We start from the raw sequence: 25,591 nt of genomic DNA, 5'->3' as shown, positions 1-25,591 counted from the left end.
TATTACGAGTGCATCAAGCACCAAGACCTCGTCTATTAACTCGATGAGGTCTTTTTTGCATCCCCGCCGACTGTTATAATTTATTTAACAGATTTAGGAGAAGATTTATGCCTACATTAACTACTGATAAGATTATTGCGAAACTTAATAGCTACTTTACAGATAACCAATATGTTTTTTGGTACGATGATAAGCAAGAATTCAAGGATATTATTGATTCAATTGCACAGCATTTAAGCTCGGTTAAGCTTTATAAAGCTCAAGCAAATCAACAATTCAAGAGTAAGATTGACCTGCTAAACGATTCAGAGCATAAATATTTAATCTATGCACCATACAAGAGACCTGCAATTCAAGAGAATTACCTAACTGATATGGAACATTATTCTAAGCTCTTCACTGCAGATGCTACACAAATTATCTTGGAAGAACTCCAACTTCCAGAGAATCAACTGCTTTTTGTTAAGAAGTATAATAGTTACTTTGGTGCTAAAACTAGAAGAGCAGATTTTGTTAAGTATTGGTCTGATACTTTTGATAAGACACCAGAAAAGGGTATTATTGCTGCAATTACTAAAACAGAAAAGCTCGATATGAATGAGTTGTTGATGAAAGTAATTGCTGCAGGTTATACTAATAATCATTATATTTTTACGTTCAGTAAATATGATGTACTTGATACTTTTTGGAAGCTGGTCATGAATTACTTCGGTGGTGAGGCTGATAGTGAAGTTGATCTGAAGTATCTAGTTGAGCGCATTTTTATCACATATTTAGCCAATGAATTAAACAATAAGCTCCCTGATAGATTTAAAAATTATTATTTTAAACAACAAGATAATGTTCAAATCTTTATTGATCGTATTGCTGATTCAAATAAGTATCAGCAATACTATGACAACTGCTCATCTACAGTTTGGCGCGATTTGAATTTGAATACCGTGTTGAAGCATGAACCAGCCATGATTTTGACTAAGATTAGCATATTCGAAGAAATTAACCATTTAATTTTGGCTAAGTTAGTCGCTAAATTTGACGGCAAGAGAATTACTGATTATGAGCAACTGCTTGAGATCATCGATCAGATGCTTGATCATACACGTAATAATTTCAATGGCGGAACTGAACCCGAATATAAATTCTTACGATATGCTGCAGAATTATTGAATTTAAAAGTGCCAATGGTTGATGATTGGCAAGATGAATTGAATGATTACTTAGATAATAGCTACAAAATTGACACGATTTATCGTAAGAGTTTGCTAGCTTACACTAATATCATTGATACTGATAATTATATTGATATTAAAAAAACTATTGATCGTTATTATGGCAATATGTTGCTTGATAGCTCTGTTAAGCAGTGGAATGAAACTTTTGATCTAAAGGAGGTTCCTGTCAAGCTGAAGCAAGAACGCTTTTATCATAATTATGTCAGGGATGTACGAGAGAGAGTAGTTGTAATTTTCTCTGATGCCTTGCGTTATGAAGTAGCTAAAGAATTAGAAGAAGAGCTAAATAGCGATGATCGTCTGACAATGAAGATGAATCATGCAATTACGGTTTTACCATCCGTCACTTATATGGGGATGAATGTGATGCTACCTCATGAAACTTTAGAATGGGATAATAAAACTTCTAAGGTTAAAGTAAATGGTGAAAATGCAGAGAATACTGACAGTCGGGACAAGTTACTTAAGTCATATGATGAAAACAATCTTGCTTTTCAATTAAAGAATGTCCTGGAAATGTCTTCTAAAGAGATTAAGCAAATGATTACGGGGAAAAATGTAATTTACCTCTATCATAATCAAATCGATGCCAAAGGACATGAATTAAAGACAACTAAAGAATTAGTTGAAGCTACTGAAAAGGCAATTGATGAAATTAAGCAAGCTGTTCAAGTCCTAAGAACTAATGGTATAGCTCATATCATCATTACTGCTGATCATGGATTTATTTATCAAGAAAAGCCAATTGAAGATAAAGATAAAATCGATCTTCAAGGGCAAAATTATGAAGGAAATGCTCATTTAAGATATTTAATCACTCCAAGTCAAATTAATGTAATGGGTGTTAAAAATACAACAATGGGTGTCAGTTTAAATAATGATGATCCTACCAATGTCTATTATCCAGTAAGTCCGAATGAATTCGTGGCTAGAAGTGGAAGCAAGAATTATGTTCACGGTGGTTCTTCTATTCAGGAAATGTTAATTCCTGTTTTAGATATTAAAGCAACTTCTAGAAGATCTATCGCTCAACCGGCAGAAATTAAATTGGCGGCAACAACATTTAGAATTAATAATTTGAAGATGAATCTGTTGTTTAACCAAACTGCGCCGATTAGTGATACTGTCTTACCAGCAGAATATCATGCTTACTTCACCGATGAAGATGGCAATTTGATTTCTAACAATGTAATTATCGAAGCAAATCGAACTGGTTCTGCAGCTGATCGTACAATTGCTATTACGATTACAATGCAAGACATGCAGTATGATCTTGATAAGAAATACTATTTAGTAATAGATCGTGAAGGTAGTACAGAAGAGCCAAAACGATTTGAATATAGTATGGATTTGATTAATTAATGGATTAGTGAACAGATTAGCTTAATATCTAATCTGTTTTATTTTGAGGGAAATTAGTAATGAGAAGAAGAAGTGTATTTCGCAAGCCATCACTGAAGGCATCGTTTAAAGCACGAACTACAGGTAGGGCTAAGAGAGCAGTTAAACGAGCGATCATACCAGGATATGGTAAAAAAGGCACAGGATTCATTAAAAATCCAAAACGTAGCATGTATAATGCGGTTTATCATCGAACAAGTATTGATACTTTAAAACCAATTAAGAACAAGAAAAGAACTACACAAGGTCAGGGAAATCAACAATCATCTAGTTCCTGTCTTTGGTGGATTTTTTGGATAGTAATATTGATATTATGTTTAGCCAACATTCATATAACCTTAGGAATTCTTGCTGTTTGCGGAATAGTTTGGTTAATAGTCAGATTATTTAAAAAACATGATAAAATCAATTCTTCTAATGCAGGAAATGTAGATCAATCTGTTGATTCAACTGATACACCAAAAAGTACTGCTAAACCTGTTGTACATGAAGGAAATTTAGTAGCAGGAAATAAAAGTTATAATATAAATCCCAAAATTCTGCCATTATTGTATTTCACTGATGGTCAACTAAAGAATATTGATTCAGAAGTAGGAGAACCATCAGCTATTTCGATAAATTTCCCAGTTGCAGAAGGTCAATTTCAAAAGTTGAGTTATTATCCTAGTTATTCAGGATTAACGTCCGAACAGAGAAATGGATTCTTAACATGGCTGACGACAGATTTATCAAATGTTCCCGATATTGGCTTTGCTTTTCTGCTGTTGTATTGCTTAGAACGTCATATATTACATGATGAATATTTAGAAGAGTCTCTTAAAATTATTTCAAAACTACAAGGTCAGATTAGTAATGGCTCATTTGATTATTATTCTTCAACGTCCATTGGATACATATTCTTTATTCATAAGCGATTAGATTTACTCAAATATGTTGATTTGAATAAATGTGATATAAAACTTCAAATTTTATTGAGTCATAAATTATCTGCTGACCAATTAATATCATTGGCTACAGAGGTTGATTTTAGAAATCGATATTATATAAAAGAGTATCCAGAATTATTCAAAAAAGCTTTGATTGAAAGCTTGAAGAGAGAGTTTGGTTCAGAATATTTTCAATATGAACTTTCAAATATTCAAAAGTTAAAGAAAGAACCTTATATGTTTTCAAATTATTCATTACGAAAAGGTAATAATCGACCAGATCTATTAATGCCAGATCCGTTGTCTGATAGAAAACTTTGCCATGATATATATGCTGAACTGCAGAAAGCTCATGATCAAGTTAAAGGATTTCTTGAAATAAAGAGGGCAGTAGAGCCAAAGAAGGATAAAAGCAAGAAGAAAATTGCTAAGCCCAAGCGAATAAATTCTAAGACGGGTTATCCAATGTCAACAGATAAGCAAATAAAAAATGCTACAGAGCAGCTTAAATTGACAAGAAAATTTTTAAAGAATAATCAGACTAATCCTTATAAATCAAGAAATTCACAAGAAAAGATAGAAGATTGGTGTTGGAATAATTCTGCTGAAAAGATGGATAATGCTGATCTTGAATATAAAAAAGGTGAGTGGGATAAGGCAGAAAAATTATGGTTAGCATGTGTGGCTATTAATTATCGAGCAGCAAACAGATTAAGAATAATGTATCAAAAAGAACATAGATTTAACGATGCTGTTCAGATTATTGATTTTGCAATAGATTCGCCTGTATTACGTAAAGTTAACAATGACTCTTATGTTACGGATTTTAAAAAGAAGCTAGAAACGGCTGAACAAAAATCCATGAAACATGAGAATAAAGATCAATCAAAATTATCTGAGGAAGATTTTAAAAAATTAAATAGTGATTCGGATTATTGGTTTAAGAAAGTGAATAATATTACTTATTCTTAAATTACTAAAAAATGATATCAATGCAACATGCAAAGATATCATTTTTCTTTTATCTCAAATTCTTTAACTGAAACTTGAAAGCTAGAAATCACGCTCTTTCCGCATGGTTTCTAGTCTTTTTTGCGTAAAAATAAAAACGCAGGATTTCTCCGCGTTATACTTTAAGTGTCAAATCCAAAGTAAAGGAGATCCTACACAATAAAAAGTATAACGCAATTTAACCAAGAAAAGGACACTAAATCTTTAATTTCTTCATTTACTAAGTTAATTGGTCTAGGTGATTTGAGTAAAAAGGTAAACTTCAAACGACATTCCCTGGTTAGCCTGTTAATGGTTATTACCTGGATGATCAAGGCTAGATTTGCGCGAAAGTCGCTCTATCGCTGTCAGCGCGCCAAGAATTTTACTGCTAAAACTGGCAGAAATGTGCTCAATGATGGCCGCATCAACTGGCAGAAGCTGGTCTGTTTGGCTGCTGTCAAACTGATTTCTGTTTTGAAACCGGTAATTGATCGACGTAGAAGATTGGCTTTAATCGTTGATGACACGCTAATGGCTCGTTCTTGTTCTAAGAAGACCGAATTATTGGCTAAAGTCTATGATCATGACAAGCATGAATTTTTAACCGGCTATCGTGGTCTAACTGTTGGCTGGAGCGATGGCAATACCTTCTTGCCGGTTAATTTTGCTTTGATGTCAAATAAGAAAAAAGAGAATATGATTGGCAATCAGCCTGTTACTGCTGATCAGTGCTCAATTGCCGGTCGTAGAAGAACCCAGGCTCAAAGACCAATGAACGCTGTCACGGTGGAGCTGCTTAAGCAGGCTGTCGCGCTGGGCTTACCGGCTGAATACGTCTTATTCGACAGCTGGTTCTCTTTACCTAAAATATTCTGGCAGCTGAAACAATTAGGGTTAGACAGCGTAGGCATGCTTAAGCAGACCAAGAAAGTTTATTATCGTTACCGCGCGACCGCCTTTATGATGTCAAAGGCCTGTATGAACGTTTGGCTGCCGCCAAAACGCGGCAGTAAAGGAAAATATTTAGTACTGGCAACTATGCAATACAAGCTGCATCCACAGGAAATCATTCAGCTCTATGGCCGCAGATGGCAGATCGAAACTTATTTTAAAGCAGCTAAGCAATACTTAGCCTTAAACAAATCACAGATTCAAAGCTATGACGGGCAATGCGGCTACATTGCCGTGACAGCTCTAACTTATGATCTGTTGGCTTGGCAAGAAAGACAGAGTATCGATGATCGAACCTTAGGCGATTTACTCTATTTAATGAATGAAGCGCTGCCTGATTTAGCCTTTGAAGAGGCATTGGTCTACCTGCTTACCGCTCTTAAAGAAGTAAAAGCAGAGATCTCCGCCACAGTGGAACAAATATTAGACAACTTTATTAAGTTATTGCCGGTTTTCATGCAAAAGCAGCTGCTGCGGACAGCTTAAAAACTAATTTAAGAGACAAAAAGCCAGATCCAATATGGATCCGGCTAGTTTTAGTGCTTTCAAGTTTCAGTAAAATAAATTAGAATCGAATATTAAAAAGCTAGAAACAACACATTTTTAAAGTGTTATTACTAGCTTTTAGTTTTCACTTATTTATTCGAAGTTTGCCACTTTGATAAATTGATTTTTCCCAATTTGGTAGTATTTACTATGACCGATTTTTACAATAGAAGTAGCTTTCACTCTTACTTTTTTGCCCTTCTTCAATAGAACCTTCTTCTTACCATTTTTAATTGTTTTTCCAGATTTTGAATATAGATATGCATTGTGCTTTAAACGCAAAACTATTGTTTTTCTTTCAATAGTATTTGCTACTTTGACAAATTCGTTTTCGCCAATTTGATAGTATTCGTGTTTGTTAATAAGTACTTTTGCTGCATTATTTAAAGGACGAATATGGGAGCCTTTCTTTAAGAATAGATTTCTTCCTAGCTTCAATACAAGCTTACCATTTTTATCATATACAAACGCATTGTGAGTTAATGTGATTGTTTCATCTTTTGTAAAGTTATCTTTTTCAACATTGACTTGGTTATTGGCTGAAGTATTATTTGAATTTGTATTAATTGAATCAATACTATTGTTTAACTCTTCGTTATCTTCAGAGGAGCTATGGCTCATTTTGTTTAATTCATCCTGTGCTTCCTTAATTAGTTGCTTAGCTTCTTCTGAAGTAACTGCTTTCTTACGGCTAAGAATAGGGGCAGTGATTAAGTTGCCTTCTTCTGTTTGATGTTTAAGGTAATTAACGAAAATATCAGTATCAACCCCAATATCTGCAACCTTTTTTGCACCTTTCAATTGACTAGTTGAATCAACTAAATAATTGCTTGTAATCACGCGATAAACTTTATTTGGATTAACAGGGTGATTATTGCCGTCATAAAGAACTGCAACCTTCTTTGGAAAAGCTTTATCGTTTTGTGTAGTGTAAACATAATGCATTCCACTCAAAAGATAATATCTGCTTTCATTGCTAGAATCATATTGTGAGTTAAGTAGATCATAAAGTTGCTTTCCAGTTACTTCGAAAACTTGAATTTGATTACTAAAAGGCTGGACTGATTGTGCTGATTGCCACTTAATTGAGCCATCCTTTTCGACTTTTAAGTCACTTCTTACACCACCACCATTAGTTATAGCAATATCAGCAACAATACCTTCTCGCTTAGCTTCTGCCATTTGCGCATCAACTACTAGATCGCCAATTGCATTTTCGGTATCTGAATTAAGATCTTTGGTAATATCTTTTGCGGCTGCTGCTTTACCAATCACACTATTAGTGATCTTAGAAGTTCTTTGCTCGGCATCTTTTATGACTTGTTCTACAGCTGGATCAGGCTGAATTTCTTTATCATCAGTTGCTGACATAACAGGGTAAACATGAGTGATTAAACTTCCTTTTACAAAATCATTAGTTGATGGATCGATATAACCGATAGCATCATCATATGCTTTTGTAAAACTTGCAGCTTGGACAAGTTTTGTATTGCCAACTCCACCATTTGCATATTGATGTGAGTGAGCTGCAATATATAAATCGACTGAATTATCAGGATCGATACGACATAGTTTTTGTAAAATTTTAACCGCATCGCCTTGAGTCTTTCCTTTATAAGTTTCTACACCGGTATGTGCTAAAACAATGATTGCATGAACACCTTGATCTTGCAGAATCTTGTCATATTTAGCAATTGATTCAGCTTCATCTAGCACATCATAATCCTTTAGATTTTTGGCAAAAGTTAATTTAGGTAAATCTGTTGTATCAATTCCGATAAAACCAATTTTTGATTTTTTACCATTGTATTCTAATTCTTTGATTATATATGGCTTCCAGCCAAAAGGAACCTTTCCATCGGACTTTCTTACCAAATTAGAAACTACAATTTGAATGCCAGAATTTTCATGAGGATAATCCTGTTCTTCTTGGTTAAACTGTCCTTTCTTAGGGGCTTTTCCTTCTAAAACTCTATCGAATTCATCTAGTCCTTCATCAAATTCATGATTACCTAAAGTACCAATTTCAATGTGCATCTGCTTTAGTGCATGCATTGTAGGTTCATCTTGCAATAATGAAGAAGTTGCTGGAGATGCTCCCACAATGTCACCAGCTTCAACTCTGATAGTTGTTCCATTTGGATTTTTCTTTTTAAAATCAGATTCGGTATTGTTCAAATATCCAGCCAATCTGGCAGCATTACCTGCGTTTTGGTAGGAACGATAGCCAATCCAAGTTTTACCAGTGGTATCAATATTTCCGTGTACATCATTGATACCTAAAATTTGTACAGGAATGGCATCTTTATATTTAGCGGGATTTGACCAATGATCATTGTTCGGCTTTGACTGGTGATCAGTGTAACTGACTACTGGTACTTCTTTCGAGCTTTCAGTATAAACAGTAGTTGAAGATTGCTTTGTTGAATCAGCATTTTGCTGAGTAGTTTGAGCAACTGGTTGCTGAACTTGTTGTGTATCTGCTTTAACTTGGACACTTGTTAAAAATAGCCCCATTAAGGCACTTGCAGCTAAACTCGTAATGATTCCATTTACATGACGTGATCTCATTTTATACTCCTCAAATTAAATTAAACAATATTTATTAAGTAAAGTATAAAATGTGAACAATTTAATTTCAATTATCAATTATAGTTAATAACTGGAACTTGAAAGCTAGAAATCAAGAAAACTGTATGTACCTAGGAAATAGTGATGCTTAATGAAGCAAAAAATCCTATTAATTCAAGGTTAATACCAAGATTTAATAGGCTTTTGTTATTTCTGAGTTTTTTCCCAGACTCTTTTTATTATTTTACCCTAAATGATCAAGTTACTAATCGAATGCTAAAGATAGTGACAATCAAATTATTACTGAATATTTTGATGGCAGATGCGAGGTTAGATTTAACCTACCACCGGCATTTATTACTCCGCAATAGGTACGAGAATTATGTGATGCCTATAATCAAGCAATGTAAGTTGGTACAATCTCGCCCTTACTGCTATCTGGATTTTATTTTTGATTTTGTGTCGATCCCTCCCAAGATAGTAATGGACGTATGTCACGTCTATTAATTTTATTGACAATGTATAAGGCTGACTTTGATGTAGGAAAATATATCAGTATTGAAAAATCTATTGAAGATACTAAAGCTGATTATTATTGAGCATTACAGGAGAGTTCTTTTAATTGGATGAATAAGGAGAACGACTTATTTACCGTTTTAGGATTATTTTTTAGGTGTGGTTTTAAAAGATTATCGAGATTCCAATGAACGGTTGAGCCCCATTATCAAACAGATTTGCTTGTTGATAAATTAAGCTTAAAAGTAATACAGAGCCATTGTCAATTAAGGAGCTAAATGAGCATATTCCACAATATAGTGAAGTTACAATCTGTCGTGCACTTAAGAAGCTTCGAGAAGAAGAAAAATTTGGTAATGCTCGAGCAATAAAGTATGGATTAAAGATATAAAGTAGTTCTAAGTTCCTAGAAGAATATAGTATTAATACTATTTAGTGTAAAGATAATAAAATAATGACACTCCGTAAAATTGAAGACAAAAAATCACCTAAGCAATTTGGTCATGATTTAGGCGCCTTTTTTGTATGGAAGACATTTTAGTTCTATTGAATGATTATTTTATAAAAAATAATTTAAAGATATATTGACAGATTAAAAATATGGGAATATTATTAAACCAATTTCTAGATAAGATTTATTTAGAAATGATTATTATTTTAACTTTTTTACAGGAGGTTTTAATTATGAAGATCAAAGATAAAAGTCGTAAATTTGATGAAGAAAAGAACTTGAACAGAGAATTGCCTGCTGCCGGTTGTTGTTGCTGTTGTACAAGTGACAAACCTACAAAAACAGACGATTAATTACAAAAAAAGAGGCCTTATAATATCTAAGACTTGTAGACAATATATTTTTATTTTCTATAAGTCTGATAGGTAATTATTAGGGCCCTTTTTTATAAAGAGGATTAGCATGAAATATAATGATATATATAATTATGGTAATAAGATTAAAAAAATAAGTTTTAATAGAATTGTATCTTTAGATTCCGGTGAAAAGGAACATTATTATAATCGTTTCATTACAAATACCGATTCTCTAAAGTTAGACTTAGATAACGATTTTAATTCTAGCAAATATGCTAAAAGTTTTGGAATGTATGGTGATGCTATCAATAAAGAGTTTTCAACTTCTTTTAAATTACATGAAGAATTAAGAGGAGCAATTTTTTACCTCCTGTAGAAAAGAAAAATTCCTATAATTTGGAAACTCTTTTTAATAGCAGAATTAGTAAAAGAAAATTTACAAATGCTAATTGGAATTTACAAAATTTGAGCAATTTGTTTTCTGGAATTAGGGTATCATCAGATGGTCATCGTGGATATGCATCTGGCGGAGGACTTTATCCCGTAAGTTTATATTTTTTCACTCAGGGTATTATGAAACTTGATGATTTTTCGGTATATAAATATCAGCCATGCACGAACAGCGTAATCAAAATAGAAAATATGCCAAATAAGAATTTATCATCTTACGTACATATAGAAAATTTGAGTCATTCTGAAAATATTAAGTTAGCTATTTATCTAGTAGTTAATAGAACCAAAAATGAATTTAAATATGGTAAACGTGGTCTAATTTTTTCAATGATAGAGTCAGGAGAAATGATACAGAATATTGCATTAAGTGCAGCTCAATATGATTATAAAATGTGTCAATTGGGTGGATACGATATAGAGAAAAGTAATATAGCATTAGGAATTGATGGTTTTGCTAGCTTTATAACTGCTTGTGCTGTTCTTGGAGGTTAATAGAATGAAGTATGTAGAATTAAAAGATGGTAGTGTTAAATATCGTATAAGTAGAGACTTATTGTATATTCGATTAGGTATATGGGATTATACGGAAATAACTCTTGATAGACAATCATTTGTTAACAATAATTCAAATTTTGATGAATTTACACAGTTATTTTGTCAACTCTTAGATGGGCAGAGAAAAAAACTTAGCGATTTTGAAGATCCATATTGGGGCTCTTTAATTGATGAACTTATTGAAGGTAACTTACTTATTGGATACGAAGAAAAAGCAAAGTCTAAAGTTTATGTAATAACTGATTTTCAAGAAAGTCATAAAATACAAAAATACAGTGCATTATGTAATCAAAGTGTAGAAGTTCATTCTATGGATGAGCCAATAAATATAAATGATCAGTTTAATTATCTAGTTATATTAAATAATTTAGAGGTCAACCGTTTAAAGAAGATAAATCAAACATTTTTCCAAAATAATAAAAGTTGGAGTATGGGTATTATTGACGGAAAATTTATGCATTTATCTACTTTTGAGCCACATATTACAGGATGTTTTGAATGTTTTGCACTGGGAAATAGCTTAAGAATGGCAGATTATGAAAATTATATAAGTTACCTAAAAGAGGAACGTAATTTACGTAAAGCTAATAATTCAGATAGTTTATCTTTATTTGCCTATCAACTTCTTTTAATGCTTACTATGCAAAATATAAATTCATTAAAAGGACAATTATTAAGTATATATATACCAAAACTTGAATTTAATTTAGAACCTCTACATAAAAGCGCTTTGTGTAATTTAGATGGTTTAAAAGCTCAAGAAATATCGGAAGAGTTAAACGTTGATGCACAAAATATTATTCAAAAGATATTAGAGGAAAATAAAAATGAAAAATAACTGGCACTTCTCCTCTTTAGGAATTGATAAGGTAAAAAAGTTAAGTGGGAAATATACTGGCCTATTAACAGATGAGGTATTTTATACTCAAGGATCAAATACAGGTATTCATATGAATATTTGTACTGCTTCATTACCTAATTATGAAAAATTCATTGTTAGCCCAAAATCAGAAATAAATTATCATTTAGCTGGATATGGTACTAATCTAAATGATAGTCTTACTAGATTAGGAGGAGAAAGTGTTGAACGAGCTGCAGGAGCAGTTTCACAGTTATATTTAAAGAAAAGAATAGTTAGGGCAACTTATTCAGAGTTAAATGAGAAAGCTATTAATTTAGAATATTTAACTCCCTACACTAATGAGCAACTTAAAAGATTACATAGTTTAAACTCTGATTTTTTATCTAAAAACCCAGATTTTGAGACACAACAAGATTGGGTAAGGGCTAATTCATTATTTTATCCTCAACAAAGTATTTATATACCTAAAAATACTTTTCTTTTTGGGTCTCAAAGTAAAAAAAGAACTTTTTTAGCCGTTTCTACTGGAACTGCAGCACACATTAATTGGCAAAAAGCTTTATTGAATAGTTTGATAGAGTATATTCAAATAGATGCTTTTATGTATTCCTGAGACTGTAAAATAGTTTGTGTAAGGATGAATGATTCCTTAAATTAATTTCTTAAAACATTAGAAAAAGGAGTTCCTTTCTCGTATGATTGGTTTGAACAAAAAACACATACAGAAAGAAGAACTCCTTCATGAATGATTTTACCAAAAATATTGCTCAAGCTCTATTCAATCAAGACAAAATTAATGATTTATTGCGTAAAGAATTACAACAAGCAGTTAATGACTTGTTAGAAGCTGAATTAACCGCCTTTTTAGGTTATAATCCTTATGCAAGAGACGGCTGGAATACCGGCAATTCTAGGAACGGTACCTACTTTCGCAAGGTGGATACGCAGTTTGGCAAAATTGAAATCCAGGTGCCACGAGACCGCAACGGCCTGTTTCATCAGCACACGCTGCCTGACTACAAGCAGCATGCAGATGTGTTGGAAAACATGATCATCAAGCTTTACTCTAAAGGCGTAACTACCAGAGAGATAGCTGATTTGATTGAAAAAATGTATGGCAGCCATTACAGCCCCGCTCAAGTATCCAATATTTCTAAGCAGATGATCCCCAAGGTAGAGGCCTATCACAAGCGTAAGCTTAGCGATAAGTTCTTCTGCGTTTATCTAGACGCTACCTACGTTCCTCTGCGCCGAGAAACTTTTGAACGTGAAGCTGTCTATATTGCCATTGGTATCAAACCTAATGGCCACAAGGAAGTTATCGACTACTGCATTGCGCCCAATGAAAACATTGAAGTCTGGACGGAGCTGCTCCAAAGCATGAAGTCTCGCGGCTTAGAGCAAGTAGAGCTTTTTCTTTCAGATGGCGTTGTGGGCATGAAGACAGCACTGGCAAAGACCTATCCTCAAGCTCATTTCCAGCGTTGCTTGGTTCATGTCATGCGTAATATCTGCGCTAAAGTACGCGTGGAGGATCGCGAGGCAATTATGAACGAATTCAAGCAGATTCACCAGCAAGCCAATAAAGCAGCTGCTGTTGATGTATTGCATGCCTTCTATGCCAAATGGGACAAGAGTTATAATCATGTCATAAGAAACCTGAAAGACATCGAGCCGGACCTGCTGGTCTTCTATAATTATCCTAAGCAGATCAGAGCTTCAATTTACTCTACCAACATGATTGAATCTTTTAACAACGTCATTAAGCGCAAGGTTAAGCCTAAAGCAGAGTTTCCGACTGAACAGTCGCTTGATACTTTCATTGGCATCCAAGCAATGAGTTACAATGACCGCTACTTCAACCGAATTCACAAAGGCTTTGGTCAGGTTCAGGACACCTTAGAATCTTACTTTGATTAAATAAAGAATAAAAAATCAATCTATGAGAAAGATCTATTTACACAAAAGATTTGACAGTTTCGTATTCCTGGTATTCAGCTAAAAAATATAATGGTATTTATTTGGAACAATTAAAGGATCGTAGTTTAACAGATAAATTATTTGAGTTGCTAGGAATTTATAAAAATTATTATAGATGTTTAATAATTGATATTTCTAAATATGCTCAAGTTCCACTTAATATCTTTGGCATTTTTCTTATCTCTAAAGATAAAAATGGTATACCTGCGCTTTCTTTCGGATTACAAGGAGGCCTGAATAAAGAAGAAACTCTAATTCGTGCATTTTCTGAGGCATTAGCAGATATAAAGATGGCTGAAACTAATTTTATTAAAAATTCTAGATTTTCAGAAATAAATATTGATAATATCATTAATTTCGATAAAAATGTAGAGTATTTTGCCAACCCTAAAAATTATAAAAAGAATGTAGAGTATTTATTACATAGGATTAATTTAGTACAAGAGCTAAATAATGATGAATCAGTAAAGAATTTATCTGAAATAATAGAATATTTAAAGAAAATAGCACCGCAAACATCCTTTCTCGATATTACTCCACCTTATGTTTACGGATATAGAGTAGCTCGAGTATTTATACCAGAATTTCTAGCAATGACATATCCTTCTTTTCCTCAGCTAAATCATCCTAGATTAAGGAAGTATGCTCATGATAGTTTTTATATTCATCCTATGCCTTAATATTCTTATTACCCTATTTTCAAGCACAATTTCAGGATATATATTTGCTTATACTAGGTGGTCCTTTTATAAGATATATAGTTGTTTCCTCTTTTGCTTGATATTATTTCAATTAATAGAAATACACGGTAGGTTGAAATTATCTTCGTTTTTTCAATATAAATGGCTAAATATAATTATCATAGTTCTTACATTTATATTAGTAGTAATCGAAATTCGAAAAAATAATTTTTTAGCATTATCAGCCGTTTTAGAAGAAGGAATATATAGAATCATAGCTGTTCCGTACTTTTTAAACATCTTCAAATCGCCTGGTATAGTAGTAGTTTTAATTAGCATAATATTTATGTTTAATCACATATATATCATATATATATCTTTAAATCGCTTTAAATCATTCCTAATCTTACTTATATTAAATATTTGTTTGATTCTTTTAGCTATGTATGTCAATGTTTGGGTTTGTCCATTAATACATCTTATATATGATATAGAAGTTATTAAACGGTAAGAGGAGGTCAAATCATGACTTTATTATCTGTAAATAATATTTCAAAAACATATCAAAAAGCACACAAAAAGGCAGTATCTGATATTTCATTTAAAGTTGATAGCGGTGATATTGTTGCCTTCTTGGGTCCTAATGGTGCAGGGAAAACCACAACATTAAAAATGATTCTTAATTTAGTCAGTCCTGATGAAGGGACGATTGTATTTGACGGAAAAAATGTAACTAGCAATAATCTCTTTTTATTAAAAAATACTGGCGTTTTATTAGAAGGATCTAAAAATATGTTTTGGGCTTTGTCACCAATGGAAAATTTTGTTTATTGGGGAGGGCAACGTGGTCTGAACAAGAAAGAAGCAGAAAAAAGAGGAGAAGCTCTCCTCAAACAGTTTGGCCTACTGAATAAGAAAGATACCTCTATTACCAGATTAAGTAGAGGTATGCAACAGGTTGTGGGAATCTGTTGTGCTATGATTGCCGAACTAAAACTTTTAATTTTAGATGAACCAACTTTAGGTTTAGATCTTAATGCTACACAAATAATGGTTAAGAGTCTAAAGATGTTATCCACCAAGGGAGTAGGAATTCTAGTTACTACTCATCAAATGGAATTTGCTCAAAAAGTAGCTAATAAAATTTTATTAATCAATCACGGTAAGCTTGTCTTTTCTGATAGTGTAAAAGATAGTTTGGAGAAACTGAATGAACAAGAAGTTTTTGAAGTACATTTTAGCCAAGAACTTACTACTTCAGAAAAAGAAGGTATACTTGCAAGCTGTAATCTTACAAAAAAGGCTGATGGGGTTTATCGTTTGAGTGTTAAACCGCAGGTATCCCTTTCACATGTTTTTAAATTATTGAGTGAATTACCAATAAATAAAGTACAAACTGTGACTAGGGGATTAGATGAAATTTTCAAACATTATACGGGAGAATAAAATGACAAGTTTTAAAGCTGAATTTTGGCGTCAATTCTATTTATACAAGAGATACCTCTTTAATTATATTTCAGATTTTTTCTTACTAATTTTAATGTTTATGGCTATTTTTTGGGGTGGTAGTCTTGTAGGTGGTGGCGTTTTAGGAAAATCATTAAATGCCTTGGTAGTTGGCTATGTTTTGTGGAGTTTAATTGAAAATACTGTTAGTCAAATGGGATCTGCGGTAATGAATAATGCCAAAAGTGGTATTTTGGAACAACAATATCTTATGCCAATTTCTTCTAGAAGGCTATTTTTAAATAAAAGCATTGCTAATATTGTTTTGGCACTCGTTCAAGCAATTTTAATATTAATCGTTATAATGGCATTTTCTGATCACTGGATTAGTTTTCCAGTAATAATGATTATTCCATTCATGTTAGCTTTACTAACTACGGTTGGTTTAGGTTACTTAATTGTCAGCTTAGTTTTACGGTTCAAAAGAATTGGCAGTACCTTAGTAATTTTTCAATATATTTATTTAGGCGTATTATTAATCAATTTTGAAAATTACTCAAATCTTACAAAATATTTATCTTGTTTATTGCCAATCTGTTCAATGGTTAGTTGGATGAGGTTAGCAGTTAACAATCGCCCATACAATTTAGTATTTTATTTGAGCGGATCTATATTTAATGCCATACTGTGGTTGATTATTGGATTGTTAGTGTTTAATTTAACTGACAAATATGTAAAGAAAAATGGAACTTTATCTTTTTATTAGTGCTTTGAATCGTTTATATAAAATATTGCTATATCAACATTTTCCTAAATATAAAAAAGCAATAGTATTATAATTATAAAATAGCATAAAATGATACTATAGCTAAAATGAAGATGGTTAATGCTGAGAGGAGCATTCTATGGTCTTTAAAATTTATTTGGTTCAAATTTTTAAGTCATTTATGATGCTTAAATACAGTTAGCAACATGGAGATAAAATAACATATGAGACAGATAGTTAAGCCAATCAAAGATTCTTGGGTTTTGCGCTCAGTTCAAGAATCTCTTTTAAAAGATTTCGATCTGGGATTCAGGAACTATACTATTTTTCGAAACTGTCAAATTTTTTGTGTAAATAGATTTTTCTCGTAGATTAATTTTTTAATCTTTTATTTAATCAAAGTAGGATTCTAAGGTATCCTGAACCTGACCAAAGCCTTTGTGGATTCGATTGAAATAGCGCTCGTTGTAGCTCATCGCCTGAATGCCAATAAAAGTATCAAGCGACTGTTCAGTTGGAAACTCTGCTTTAGGCTTAGCTTTACGCTTGATAACGTTGTTAAAGGATTCGATCATATTGGTGGAGTAAATTGAGGCCCTGATTTGTTTAGGATAGTCATAAAAGACCAGCAGATCAGGTTCAATCTCCTTGAGGTTTCTAATGACATGATTATAAGCTCTGTTCCACTTGTCATAGAAGGCGTGCAAGACTTTGATCGCAGCTTCTTTATTTGGCTGTTGATGGATTTGCTTGAATTCATTCATGATCGTTTCGCGATCATCTACGCGTACTTTAGCGCAAATATTGCGCATGACATGAACTAGACAGCGTTGAAAATGAGCTTTCGGATAAGTCTGCTCCAACGCTGTTTTCATACCAACAACGCCATCTGAAAGAAAGAGCTCAACCTGCTCTAGACCGCGAGACTTCATGTCTTGAAGCATTTCCGTCCAATTCTCAACGTTTTCGCTGGGAGCAATGCGGTAATCGATAACTTCCTTGTGACCATTAGGCTTGATGCCAATAGCAATATAAACTGCTTCACGATCAAAGGTTATGCGACGCAAAGGAATGTAAGTTGCGTCTAAATAAACGCAGAAGAACTTGTCACTGAGTTTGCGCTGATGATAGGCCTCAACTTTTGGAATCATCTGCTTGGAGATGTTAGATACCTGAGCTGGGCTGTAATGACTGCCGTACATCTTTTCAATCAAGTCGGCTATTTCTCTGGTGGTTACGCCTTTAGAATATAGCTTGATAATCATGCTTTCCAAGACATCGGAGTGCTGCTTGTAGTCAGGCAGCGTGTGCTGATGAAACATGCCATTGCGATCCCTAGGCACCTGAGTTTCAATCTCGCCAAATTGCGTATCAACTTTGCGAAAGTAAGCACCATTGCGTGAATTGCCGGTATTCCAGCCAGTTCTGGCAATAGCCTAAAAACGCAGTCAGTTCAGCTTCCAATAAGTCATTAACTGCTTGCTGGAGTTCTTTGCGCAATAAATCGTTTATTTTGTCTTGATTGAATAGAGCTTGTGCCATATTTTTGGTAAAATCATTCATGAAGGAGTTCTTCTTTCTGTATGTGTTTTTTTGTTCAAACCAATCATACGAGAAAGGAACTCCTTTTTCTAATATTTTAAGAAATTAAATTAAGGAATCATTCATCCTTACACAAACTATTTTACAGTCTCAAAAAACGACATCCACGCTAAAAAGCACAGATATCGTCGTACGTCTATCTTAAATTATCATCTTTAAATTCTGCTACATTGCCAATGCTTTTCTTTGCAACTATATTAGCCTTGAAGCTCACCTTATCATTAGGTCTCATCAAGTTAGCAAAATCATAGTCTGATGTGTTAACAGTATAGATGGTATTGCTATTTTTCAGCGTGAACATCACCTTGTTTTGGTTAGAAACCACGGCTACTCGGTCAACGATTCCTTTAATATTTTTTAAAGTAGCTTTATCAGTATTACCAATCTTGGCACCACTGTTAACCAGAGCTTGTCTGAATGCATCAATTGCACTAGTTGGAGTAGATCCGGTGCCATAGACACTCTGATCCGCTGCGTCTAAGTAATAGTAACCACGAATTGCGCTAGTCGAATCAAGAATCGTCATTACCCAAGTTGGGCGGCTGTTGACATTATATAGAATCGGCATATTTGCCTTCCATTGCTGCGCCTTATAGTCTTGGTTGGCATTATTTTTAGCACCGTCACTGTCCATGATATTGTTAGCACGATAGAAGGTAAGTTTACCTGTTCGTGCATTGATCATGCTATAGCCGAGGGCAGAATCTGAACCAGTTTTATCAGTGGTGAAATCAGTGAAGTAACTAATCGTACCATTTTGATTGAAAACGGAGGTTACACCGTCTTCAACGCCATTACCAGTTGGCTTCATCACGCCAGTTTTACTGAAGTTCCAAAATCCATACTTGTATTTACCAAAATCAGTATTTAGCTTATTGGCAATTGCAGTAGTAATGCCTTCATCAATGAACTTTGGCATATTTTTAATTGAATAGATCTTAACTGCACCAGATTGAGCATTCATCACTGCGACATGTAATTTCTTGTAGTTGACGCGATGACTTAGAAATTCTGACTTGTACAAAGTTTGCACCCAATATGGCTTGCCAGCATTATCAATTTCTAATTGCGGTGAGCCAAGATCAAGCCAACTAGTGGAGTGGCGATAGATTTGTCGAGCTGCATCTTTATTGAAATATGCACTGGTGGCGTAGCGATAAGGTCGCTTAACAAAATGGGGCGTCGCGTTTTGTCTGGTGGCGTCAATGATGAAGTAACCAGGGATGCTGCCAGCTTTAGTCATTTGCCAAAAGCCACTGTATTCAACAGGCACTACGTATACAGGTTTATTTTTGAAAAATTGTGCCTGAACTTGATTTGAAATTGAATAATATTGACTGTGTGGAATATCAGAAGAAGCTTTTCGCACACGGTTAATGACTGTCTTTGGTGCTAAAGCAATGGGTGTTTCACCGCGCTTAAAGGTTGGAGCTTCATTACTTTTGGAATAAACCTTATTGATCGAATTCCAAGTAGGCTTAACTGATAAGAATGAATGAAGAAATCCACCAGCAGAAACGATGGCTAAAACACCAATTGCGATTGAAGCCGTTTTAAAAATTAGTTTTTGTCGTGGACGTTCTTCCTTAGTAAAATTCAGTAAAAAATAGATTATTACAGTATAGATAATGCCATAGACTAGATTTCCCCAAATGATACTTAGCAGATTTTTGGATGTTAACCTAAAGTAAGTGATGCCAAATGCAATTACGTATACTAACGCCATTAAGCCGATGGGTAGAAGCTTATGTCGTGTGAAAATGATAATACTAATCATTAACAAGAGCGGTAATAGATTGTATAAAAGTGCGACGGTTAACATTTTTCCTCCTCATAGACTTTATGAATAATAAAATAAGACATATTTTACACCATTTTTCAAAATCCGAGCAGAAAAAATAAGCATCCCAACAATAAAGTCGAGATGCTTATTACTATCCAAAATTCTACTTCAATCCAGCGATTCTGACTACGTCGCGCTCAATCATTAACTCCTCATTGGTTGGAATTACCATACCAGCAATCTTGGAATCTTTCTTAGTGATGAATGTATCATTCTTCTTGTTAGCAGCTAGATCGGGCTTTAAGCTAAGAGCTTCAATGAATCCATGACACCTTCACGGATGCCGTAATCGTGTTCACCAACGCCAACCGTGAAGATGATGCTATCGAGTCCGCCCATTTCAAGAATATAGCTACCAACATAACGGATGATTCGATTAATAAAAATATTCCGAGCTAAATCTGCTCTGGCTTTCTTTTCACCCTTAAGAGGAGTCATATTACTACGTAAATTACGCTTACTACGTAAATTACGCATATCGGGTGAAATTCCTGAAATACCGAGTAAGCCCGATTTATGGTACAAAATCTTCATCATCTGATCAATGTTGATGTCTTCTTTTTTCATAATAAAGGGTAATAAGGAAGGATCGACATCACCTGAACGAGAGCTCATAGTGATTTCGGCTACTGGTGTGAAGCCCATCGATGTGTCGTAAGACTTGCCATTTTTAACAGCGGTGATTGAAGCACCAGATCCCAAGTGGCAGACTATTAATTTCAAATCTTTGATGTCAAGGTTCAAAATTTGCGCAACTTTTTGACTAATATATCTGACGGAAATACCGTGAGCACCATACTTTCTTGCCCCATATTTTTCATAATACTTGTAAGGCAGGGAATATAAATAATGAACAGGGTCTAAACTCTGGTGGAATAAAGTATCGAAGACGGCGACTTCAGCTGCATCTGGCAAGAACTTCATAAAAGCTTTGATCACATCGGCTTCTACGGCATTGTGCAAAGGAGCATATTGCTTCAAATCATAGATCTTTTGCAGCGTTTCCTGATCAACTAGAGCTGAATCTTTAAATTCCTCACCACCAGCAACGATCCGATGTCCGATACCAATAATTTCTTTAGGATCATCAATTAAGTTATATTTTTTGAGCTTTTTAAGTAAAATCGTGACCGCAGTTTCAGAGTTTGGAATTGCGATTTTTTCTTGATGTTTTTCACCATTAACCTTAATAGTGAAGGATGAATCATCCAATCCGACTCGATCAGCCATACCTTTATTTTTGTGACGTGAAGTAGCGTCAATTATATAACTGATACTTTAATAAATACATTATCCAGTCCATGTAACCCTTTACATTTATTTCCATACTAATTAAAAAATAAATAAAAATCAAGAAAACTGTATGTACCTAGGAAATAGCGATGCTTAATGAAGCAAAAAATCCTATTAATTCAAGGTTAATACCAAGATTTAATAGGATTTTAGATTTATTGATTAAAGATTTACCAAATGACTACGCGCTTAGCAGGGTCAAGCCACATGCCATCTCCTTCTTGAACATTGAAGGCTTTGTAAAATTCAGGTTGGCATTGCACTTGAACGTTAACTCTTACAGGACCTGGAGCGTGAACATCGAATGCGGCAATTGTCTTAATGATTTCAGGAGATTCTTTACTTGCCCAAATGCGAGCATAGTTTTCGAATAGTTCTTTCATGTCGCCATGTTCATTCTTATTAGCTTCAATACCTGCAGTTAAACCACCTTGGTCGGCGATGTTTTCACTAACGATTTGTTTACCATTAAGAGTTACAGGACCATACTTAATGCCATCGAACAAGTCGATTTCAGCTTGAGTACGCTTTTCAAATTCCGCAAAGTCTTCCTTGGTCCACCAATTCTTCATGTTGCCGAATTCATCGTATTTGGCACCGTTGTTGTCGAATGCGTGAGAAATTTCGTGGGCGATTACCACACCAATACCGCCATAGTTAGTAGCACGAGAAGCATTGATCTCGTAGAAAGGTGCTTCCAAGATAGCGGCAGGGAAGGTAATATCGTTTCTCTGTGGATCGTAACAAGCATTGATCAAGTTTCCTGGCATGTACCATTCGCTGCGGTCAACTGGCTTGTACAGTTTATCGAAATTATGCTTCAAGCTGATTTCACGAATATTTGCTTGATTACTGTAGAGGTTGCCACCTTCATTTGCTGGAGTAACTTGGAATAAATCGTAAACGTGATCGATTTTATTAGGATAACCAATCTTTAAAACCAAGGCGTGCAACTTAGTAATTGCCTTTTCCTTAGTAGCAGGTGAGAGCCATTCATTATTGGTTATTCGTTGTTCGTAGACATCGATCATGCGATGAATCATATCTTCAACGTCGGCCTTGGCATCTTCGCCGAAGTAAGTGCGACCATAATAAACGCCGATTACATCATCAAACAAATTATTAGCTTTGTAGTAAGCTTCCTTTTCTTGACTAGGCAATTCTTTTTGACCATAAGTAGCTTGCTTAAATGGGAAGGCAGCTTGACGGAATTCTTCTGATAAAAACGCGGCAGCTTTATTAATGAAGGTAGAGATTAACCAACCTTTAAGTTCATCGAAGCTCTCTTGATTAAATAATTCGTTGAAGTGGTCCAAGAATTTTGGTTCACGTACTACAACGTAATTTGGCTTCTTTTCAAAGAGCTGCTCAAGCAACTGACCCAAGTTCAAAGAGCTAGTCTTTTCTTCAAATTCGTTAGTCTTGATTGGGTTGTAAAGAGCTACATCATCGGCACGTTCTTCGGCTGATTTTGCAACCTTAACGATTTTAGCATCGAGTGCAATCGCATCAGTGGCGTATTTCTTAGCAGCAGCTTCTTCAACACCAGCCATCTTTAACAAGTTTTCGGTTTGCTTTTGCCAAACATCGAGCAATTGCTTAGCAGCAGGTGATTGGTAACTAGTAGTGTCAGGCAAGATCAATGAGTTGCGGTCAAAGGAAAGAGAATTGGTCTTCGTATTCTTACGATCAGGTTCAACTTCGAATAAAAACGGAAAGCTAAAGCGCAAGAATAATTTTGCTAGATTTTGCTTGACGTCATCGACATCTTTTAAGTTTATTAAAGTTTCAAGATCAGCTTGAGCAGGTTGAAAGCCATCGGCATCTCTTTTGGCGAAATCTTTAGCTAATTTATAAACTTCGATTGCCTTGTCAAAGTTAGGAATATCAGGCAAAGCTTTTTTACCAGAAGCAAAATCAGCTAAGTCGTTCATCAATTCTTTTTCGATTTTTAAATCAATTTCACTGAAACTACTGATTAATGGACGATCGGCAGGGATCTTGGCTTTAGAAATCCAGTCAGAGTTAACGGCTAAGTATAAGTTATCTTGAATGCGGGCATTGAGATCGGGCTTGGTGATATCACCAGCACCGCCGCGGATTTTTGCTAAATTCATATGTTTCTCCTTTGTTTTTTAGTTGGTTAAATCATAGCATTTTTTAAAATAAAATGAAAATTTAATTTTGCTTATTTATAGTAATAAAAGCATTTTGTTAAATAAAAATAAGGATGTAAGCACATCCCTAACACCTGCTATTAAATTGATGTATACTTATAGTGTATTGATAAAACAGAAGGGATGTATTATCTATGAAGAAATTAAATACTAACAAGCTTACTGAAGAACAAGTAAATCTTTTCAAGAATAACTTAGTTTACTTATCAACTGTTGATGCTGACGGCAACCCACAAGTTGGTCCTAAGGGCTCAATGACTGTCTTAGATCCAAGTCACTTCCAATACCTTGAAAAGACCAAGGGTGAAGCTTACGAAAACATTAAGCGCGGTTCAAAGGTTGCTCTTGTTGCAGCTGATGTTCCATCACATACTGCAGTTATGGTACTTACTACTCCAGAAGTTCACGAAGATGATGACTACGCAAAGAAAGTTTTAGCTAAGACTGAATTTCCAAATGCATTCGTAGTTAACTTAAACATCGAAGAAGTATTTGCATAAAAACTTAATTAAAATAGCAATCAAGCTGGGACATTTTCCCCAGCTTTTTTGTTTAAAAATATCTTGCCATATTAAAAAGCTCATGATTTTCTAATAAAAATGAATTGAAAGAGGAAAAAATCATGTTTTATCTTAACGCCAATGTAGCTTCAACTTCATCTAGCTCAAGTTCTTCCCGTTGAACTTGAGTAGTTTTGGCATACAGATAATTCATAGCCTGAACCTACTCATGATAATTAAGTAGGCTCAGGCTTTTTTCATGGAGGAAATAATTATGGCAGATAAACACCCTAACAATAACCTAAAACGTTCAATCGGTTTTGGTTCAGCCATTTCAATCGTAATCGGTATAATCATTGGTTCAGGCTTATTTTTTAAGCATGCTTCCGTATTGGATAGTGCCGGTTCAAGTACAATGGCAATTATCGCCTGGATTTTTGGTGGATTGATCACGCTGACAGGTGGATTAACGATTGCTGAAATCGGTACCCAGATGCTATACACTGGTGGTTTATATGTGTATATTGAAAATCTGTATGGTCGAATTTGCGGCTTTATGGCAGGATGGATGCAGATCATCGTCTATGGTCCTGCGATTATTGCTTCAGTAGCCGGCTTCATGAGTATTTTGATGGCTAATTTTTATCGAAATGGTTGGTTTCCTAATGGATTCAGCGGTGTATTTACAACAATGTTGACAGTAAACTTCGCTTTTTCAGGTACTGAATTAATTGGGGTACTGCAGGTGAAGCAAAAAATCCTCAAAAGGCTATTTCTAGTGCAATCAAGACAACGCTTTGGCGGTTGCTTATTTTCTTCATTGGTAGTATTGCTGTAATGTCTGCGTTGATTCCATATAAGGTTGCCGGCGTTACGCAAAGTCCATTTGTTTACGATTCAATTCATGTGCCTTTTGCGGCTAATATCATGAATTTTGTTGTGATGACTGCAATTATTTTAGCTGCCAATTCTGGCTTGTATGCATCTACTAGAATGTTATGGTCTCTAAGCAATGAGGGAACTATTCCAGCTATTTTTAAGAAAACCAATAAAAACGGCATTCCTGTTTAGCATTAATCTTCAGCATGCTTGGCGGTGTATTTGCATTAGTATCAAGTAAGATCGCAGCTGACACAGTTTACTTAGTCCTAGTTTCAATTTCAGGACTAGCAGTAGTTTTTTCGTTTGGATGGCAATCGCTTGGGCAGAATTGAATTTTAGAAAGCAATTTTTAAAAGATGGGCATCAATTATCTGAATTAAAAAATTATCTGAATTAAAATATAAAACTCCTTGGTATCCTGTTGTGCCATACTTTGCTTTTATTGCTAGTTTATTATCATGCGTTTTGATCTGGTTTGATCCTACGCAAAGAGTGGCACTGTATTACACGATTCCGTTTGTGCTTGTTTGTTACTTAGGACACCGTTTTTGGTTGAGGCGTAAAGACAATGAAGTAGTCAAAGAGGCAGAATAGTAGTGGTAAAATATT

At 34.4% G+C, this 25,591-nt stretch carries 16 protein-coding genes and 3 pseudogenes; 14 read left to right on the top strand and 5 right to left on the bottom strand.

All coding sequences use genetic code 11. The annotated features are described in order from the left end of the window. Nucleotides 1-107: 107 nt before the first annotated feature. The 3 genes from pglZ (at nt 108) to AADV52_RS03095 (ending at nt 5,989) form a co-directional block, all read left to right on the top strand. Nucleotides 108-2,594 carry a BREX-1 system phosphatase PglZ type A gene (gene pglZ / locus AADV52_RS03105; RefSeq protein ID WP_014918804.1) on the top strand — a complete coding sequence of 829 codons (2,487 nt, stop codon included), beginning with the start codon at nt 108-110 and terminating at the stop codon, nt 2,592-2,594. 59 nt (nt 2,595-2,653) lie between these two features. Continuing rightward, nucleotides 2,654-4,531, top strand: a complete 1,878-nt coding sequence (locus AADV52_RS03100; protein ID WP_014918803.1) for a TerB N-terminal domain-containing protein — start codon at nt 2,654-2,656, stop codon at nt 4,529-4,531. A gap of 198 nt (nt 4,532-4,729) precedes the next feature. Beyond that, nucleotides 4,730-5,989 carry a transposase gene (locus tag AADV52_RS03095; protein WP_375162946.1) on the top strand — a complete coding sequence of 420 codons (1,260 nt, stop codon included), beginning with the start codon at nt 4,730-4,732 and terminating at the stop codon, nt 5,987-5,989. Between the two features lie 153 nt (nt 5,990-6,142). Here AADV52_RS03095 and AADV52_RS03090 read toward each other — a convergent pair whose 3' ends face one another. Next, nucleotides 6,143-8,620, bottom strand: coding sequence for a 5'-nucleotidase C-terminal domain-containing protein (locus AADV52_RS03090; protein ID WP_014918800.1), 2,478 nt, complete (start codon nt 8,618-8,620; stop codon nt 6,143-6,145). A 491-nt stretch (nt 8,621-9,111) separates the two neighbouring features. Here AADV52_RS03090 and AADV52_RS03085 point away from each other — a divergent pair, with 491 nt between their 5' ends. From AADV52_RS03085 to AADV52_RS03045, 9 genes are all read left to right on the top strand, one after another. Further along, complete coding sequence (locus AADV52_RS03085; protein ID WP_014918799.1) at nt 9,112-9,219, top strand: hypothetical protein; 108 nt, start codon at nt 9,112-9,114, stop codon at nt 9,217-9,219. 830 nt (nt 9,220-10,049) lie between these two features. After that, on the top strand, nt 10,050-10,319 hold the full coding sequence (locus tag AADV52_RS03080) for a hypothetical protein (RefSeq protein WP_014918798.1): 270 nt from the start codon (nt 10,050-10,052) through the stop codon (nt 10,317-10,319). A 20-nt stretch (nt 10,320-10,339) separates the two neighbouring features. Then, complete coding sequence (locus AADV52_RS03075; protein ID WP_014918797.1) at nt 10,340-10,888, top strand: SagB/ThcOx family dehydrogenase; 549 nt, start codon at nt 10,340-10,342, stop codon at nt 10,886-10,888. Between the two features lie 4 nt (nt 10,889-10,892). Next, complete coding sequence (locus tag AADV52_RS03070; RefSeq protein WP_014918796.1) at nt 10,893-11,789, top strand: hypothetical protein; 897 nt, start codon at nt 10,893-10,895, stop codon at nt 11,787-11,789. Next, the gene (locus AADV52_RS03065) at nt 11,779-12,426 is read left to right on the top strand and encodes a YcaO-like family protein (protein WP_014918795.1); all 648 of its coding nucleotides are present in this window, start codon (nt 11,779-11,781) and stop codon (nt 12,424-12,426) included. The genes AADV52_RS03070 and AADV52_RS03065 overlap by 11 nt, the downstream gene beginning before the upstream one ends. Before the next feature lie 128 nt (nt 12,427-12,554). Then, complete coding sequence (locus tag AADV52_RS03060; RefSeq protein WP_012211245.1) at nt 12,555-13,733, top strand: IS256-like element IS1201 family transposase; 1,179 nt, start codon at nt 12,555-12,557, stop codon at nt 13,731-13,733. A 50-nt stretch (nt 13,734-13,783) separates the two neighbouring features. Continuing rightward, nucleotides 13,784-14,473 carry a YcaO-like family protein gene (locus tag AADV52_RS03055; RefSeq protein WP_014918794.1) on the top strand — a complete coding sequence of 230 codons (690 nt, stop codon included), beginning with the start codon at nt 13,784-13,786 and terminating at the stop codon, nt 14,471-14,473. Nucleotides 14,474-14,998: 525 nt separating this feature from the next. Continuing rightward, nucleotides 14,999-15,919 carry an ABC transporter ATP-binding protein gene (locus AADV52_RS03050; protein WP_107775336.1) on the top strand — a complete coding sequence of 307 codons (921 nt, stop codon included), beginning with the start codon at nt 14,999-15,001 and terminating at the stop codon, nt 15,917-15,919. Nucleotide 15,920: 1 nt separating this feature from the next. Then, entirely contained in the window at nt 15,921-16,685 is a 765-nt protein-coding gene (locus AADV52_RS03045; protein ID WP_014918791.1) for an ABC transporter permease, read from the top strand. Nucleotides 16,686-17,077: 392 nt separating this feature from the next. On the opposite strand, the pseudogene AADV52_RS03040 reads toward AADV52_RS03045, so the two are convergent. From AADV52_RS03040 to AADV52_RS03025, 4 genes and pseudogenes are all read right to left on the bottom strand, one after another. Next, nucleotides 17,078-18,248 (bottom strand): annotated as a pseudogene (locus tag AADV52_RS03040) (IS256 family transposase). A 175-nt stretch (nt 18,249-18,423) separates the two neighbouring features. Then, nucleotides 18,424-20,109 (bottom strand): hypothetical protein, encoded by a 1,686-nt coding sequence (locus tag AADV52_RS03035; protein WP_014918788.1) that lies wholly within the window; start codon nt 20,107-20,109, stop codon nt 18,424-18,426. Between the two features lie 124 nt (nt 20,110-20,233). Then, nucleotides 20,234-21,366, bottom strand: a pseudogene (locus AADV52_RS03030) (acetate/propionate family kinase); the annotation flags it as partial. 227 nt (nt 21,367-21,593) lie between these two features. Beyond that, entirely contained in the window at nt 21,594-23,540 is a 1,947-nt protein-coding gene (locus tag AADV52_RS03025) for a M13 family metallopeptidase (protein WP_014918786.1), read from the bottom strand. Between the two features lie 194 nt (nt 23,541-23,734). Between AADV52_RS03025 and AADV52_RS03020 the strand changes: the two genes are divergently transcribed. Further along, nucleotides 23,735-24,100 carry a pyridoxamine 5'-phosphate oxidase family protein gene (locus AADV52_RS03020; RefSeq protein ID WP_014563576.1) on the top strand — a complete coding sequence of 122 codons (366 nt, stop codon included), beginning with the start codon at nt 23,735-23,737 and terminating at the stop codon, nt 24,098-24,100. Nucleotides 24,101-24,374: 274 nt separating this feature from the next. Next, a pseudogene (locus tag AADV52_RS03015) lies at nt 24,375-25,576 on the top strand (amino acid permease). The last annotated feature ends 15 nt before the right edge of the window (nt 25,577-25,591 follow it).

The sequence above is a fragment of the Lactobacillus helveticus genome, assembly GCF_046109915.1.
Classification (GTDB): domain Bacteria; phylum Bacillota; class Bacilli; order Lactobacillales; family Lactobacillaceae; genus Lactobacillus; species Lactobacillus helveticus.
The sequence above is the reverse complement of the archived record's forward strand: the minus strand, read 5'-3'. Positions and strand labels throughout refer to the sequence as shown.

What these genes read in the sequence shown, in the direction of transcription:
- pglZ (WP_014918804.1), top strand. Translation starts at nt 108, where the DNA reads ATGCCTACATTAACTACTGATAAGATTATTGCGAAACTTAATAGCTAC.
- AADV52_RS03100 (WP_014918803.1), top strand. Translation starts at nt 2,654, where the DNA reads ATGAGAAGAAGAAGTGTATTTCGCAAGCCATCACTGAAGGCATCGTTT.
- AADV52_RS03090 (WP_014918800.1), bottom strand. Translation starts at nt 8,620, where the DNA reads ATGAGATCACGTCATGTAAATGGAATCATTACGAGTTTAGCTGCAAGT.
- AADV52_RS03085 (WP_014918799.1), top strand. Translation starts at nt 9,112, where the DNA reads ATGTCACGTCTATTAATTTTATTGACAATGTATAAGGCTGACTTTGAT.
- AADV52_RS03080 (WP_014918798.1), top strand. Translation starts at nt 10,050, where the DNA reads ATGAAATATAATGATATATATAATTATGGTAATAAGATTAAAAAAATA.
- AADV52_RS03070 (WP_014918796.1), top strand. Translation starts at nt 10,893, where the DNA reads ATGAAGTATGTAGAATTAAAAGATGGTAGTGTTAAATATCGTATAAGT.
- AADV52_RS03065 (WP_014918795.1), top strand. Translation starts at nt 11,779, where the DNA reads ATGAAAAATAACTGGCACTTCTCCTCTTTAGGAATTGATAAGGTAAAA.
- AADV52_RS03060 (WP_012211245.1), top strand. Translation starts at nt 12,555, where the DNA reads ATGAATGATTTTACCAAAAATATTGCTCAAGCTCTATTCAATCAAGAC.
- AADV52_RS03050 (WP_107775336.1), top strand. Translation starts at nt 14,999, where the DNA reads ATGACTTTATTATCTGTAAATAATATTTCAAAAACATATCAAAAAGCA.
- AADV52_RS03045 (WP_014918791.1), top strand. Translation starts at nt 15,921, where the DNA reads ATGACAAGTTTTAAAGCTGAATTTTGGCGTCAATTCTATTTATACAAG.
- AADV52_RS03035 (WP_014918788.1), bottom strand. Translation starts at nt 20,109, where the DNA reads ATGTTAACCGTCGCACTTTTATACAATCTATTACCGCTCTTGTTAATG.
- AADV52_RS03025 (WP_014918786.1), bottom strand. Translation starts at nt 23,540, where the DNA reads ATGAATTTAGCAAAAATCCGCGGCGGTGCTGGTGATATCACCAAGCCC.
- AADV52_RS03020 (WP_014563576.1), top strand. Translation starts at nt 23,735, where the DNA reads ATGAAGAAATTAAATACTAACAAGCTTACTGAAGAACAAGTAAATCTT.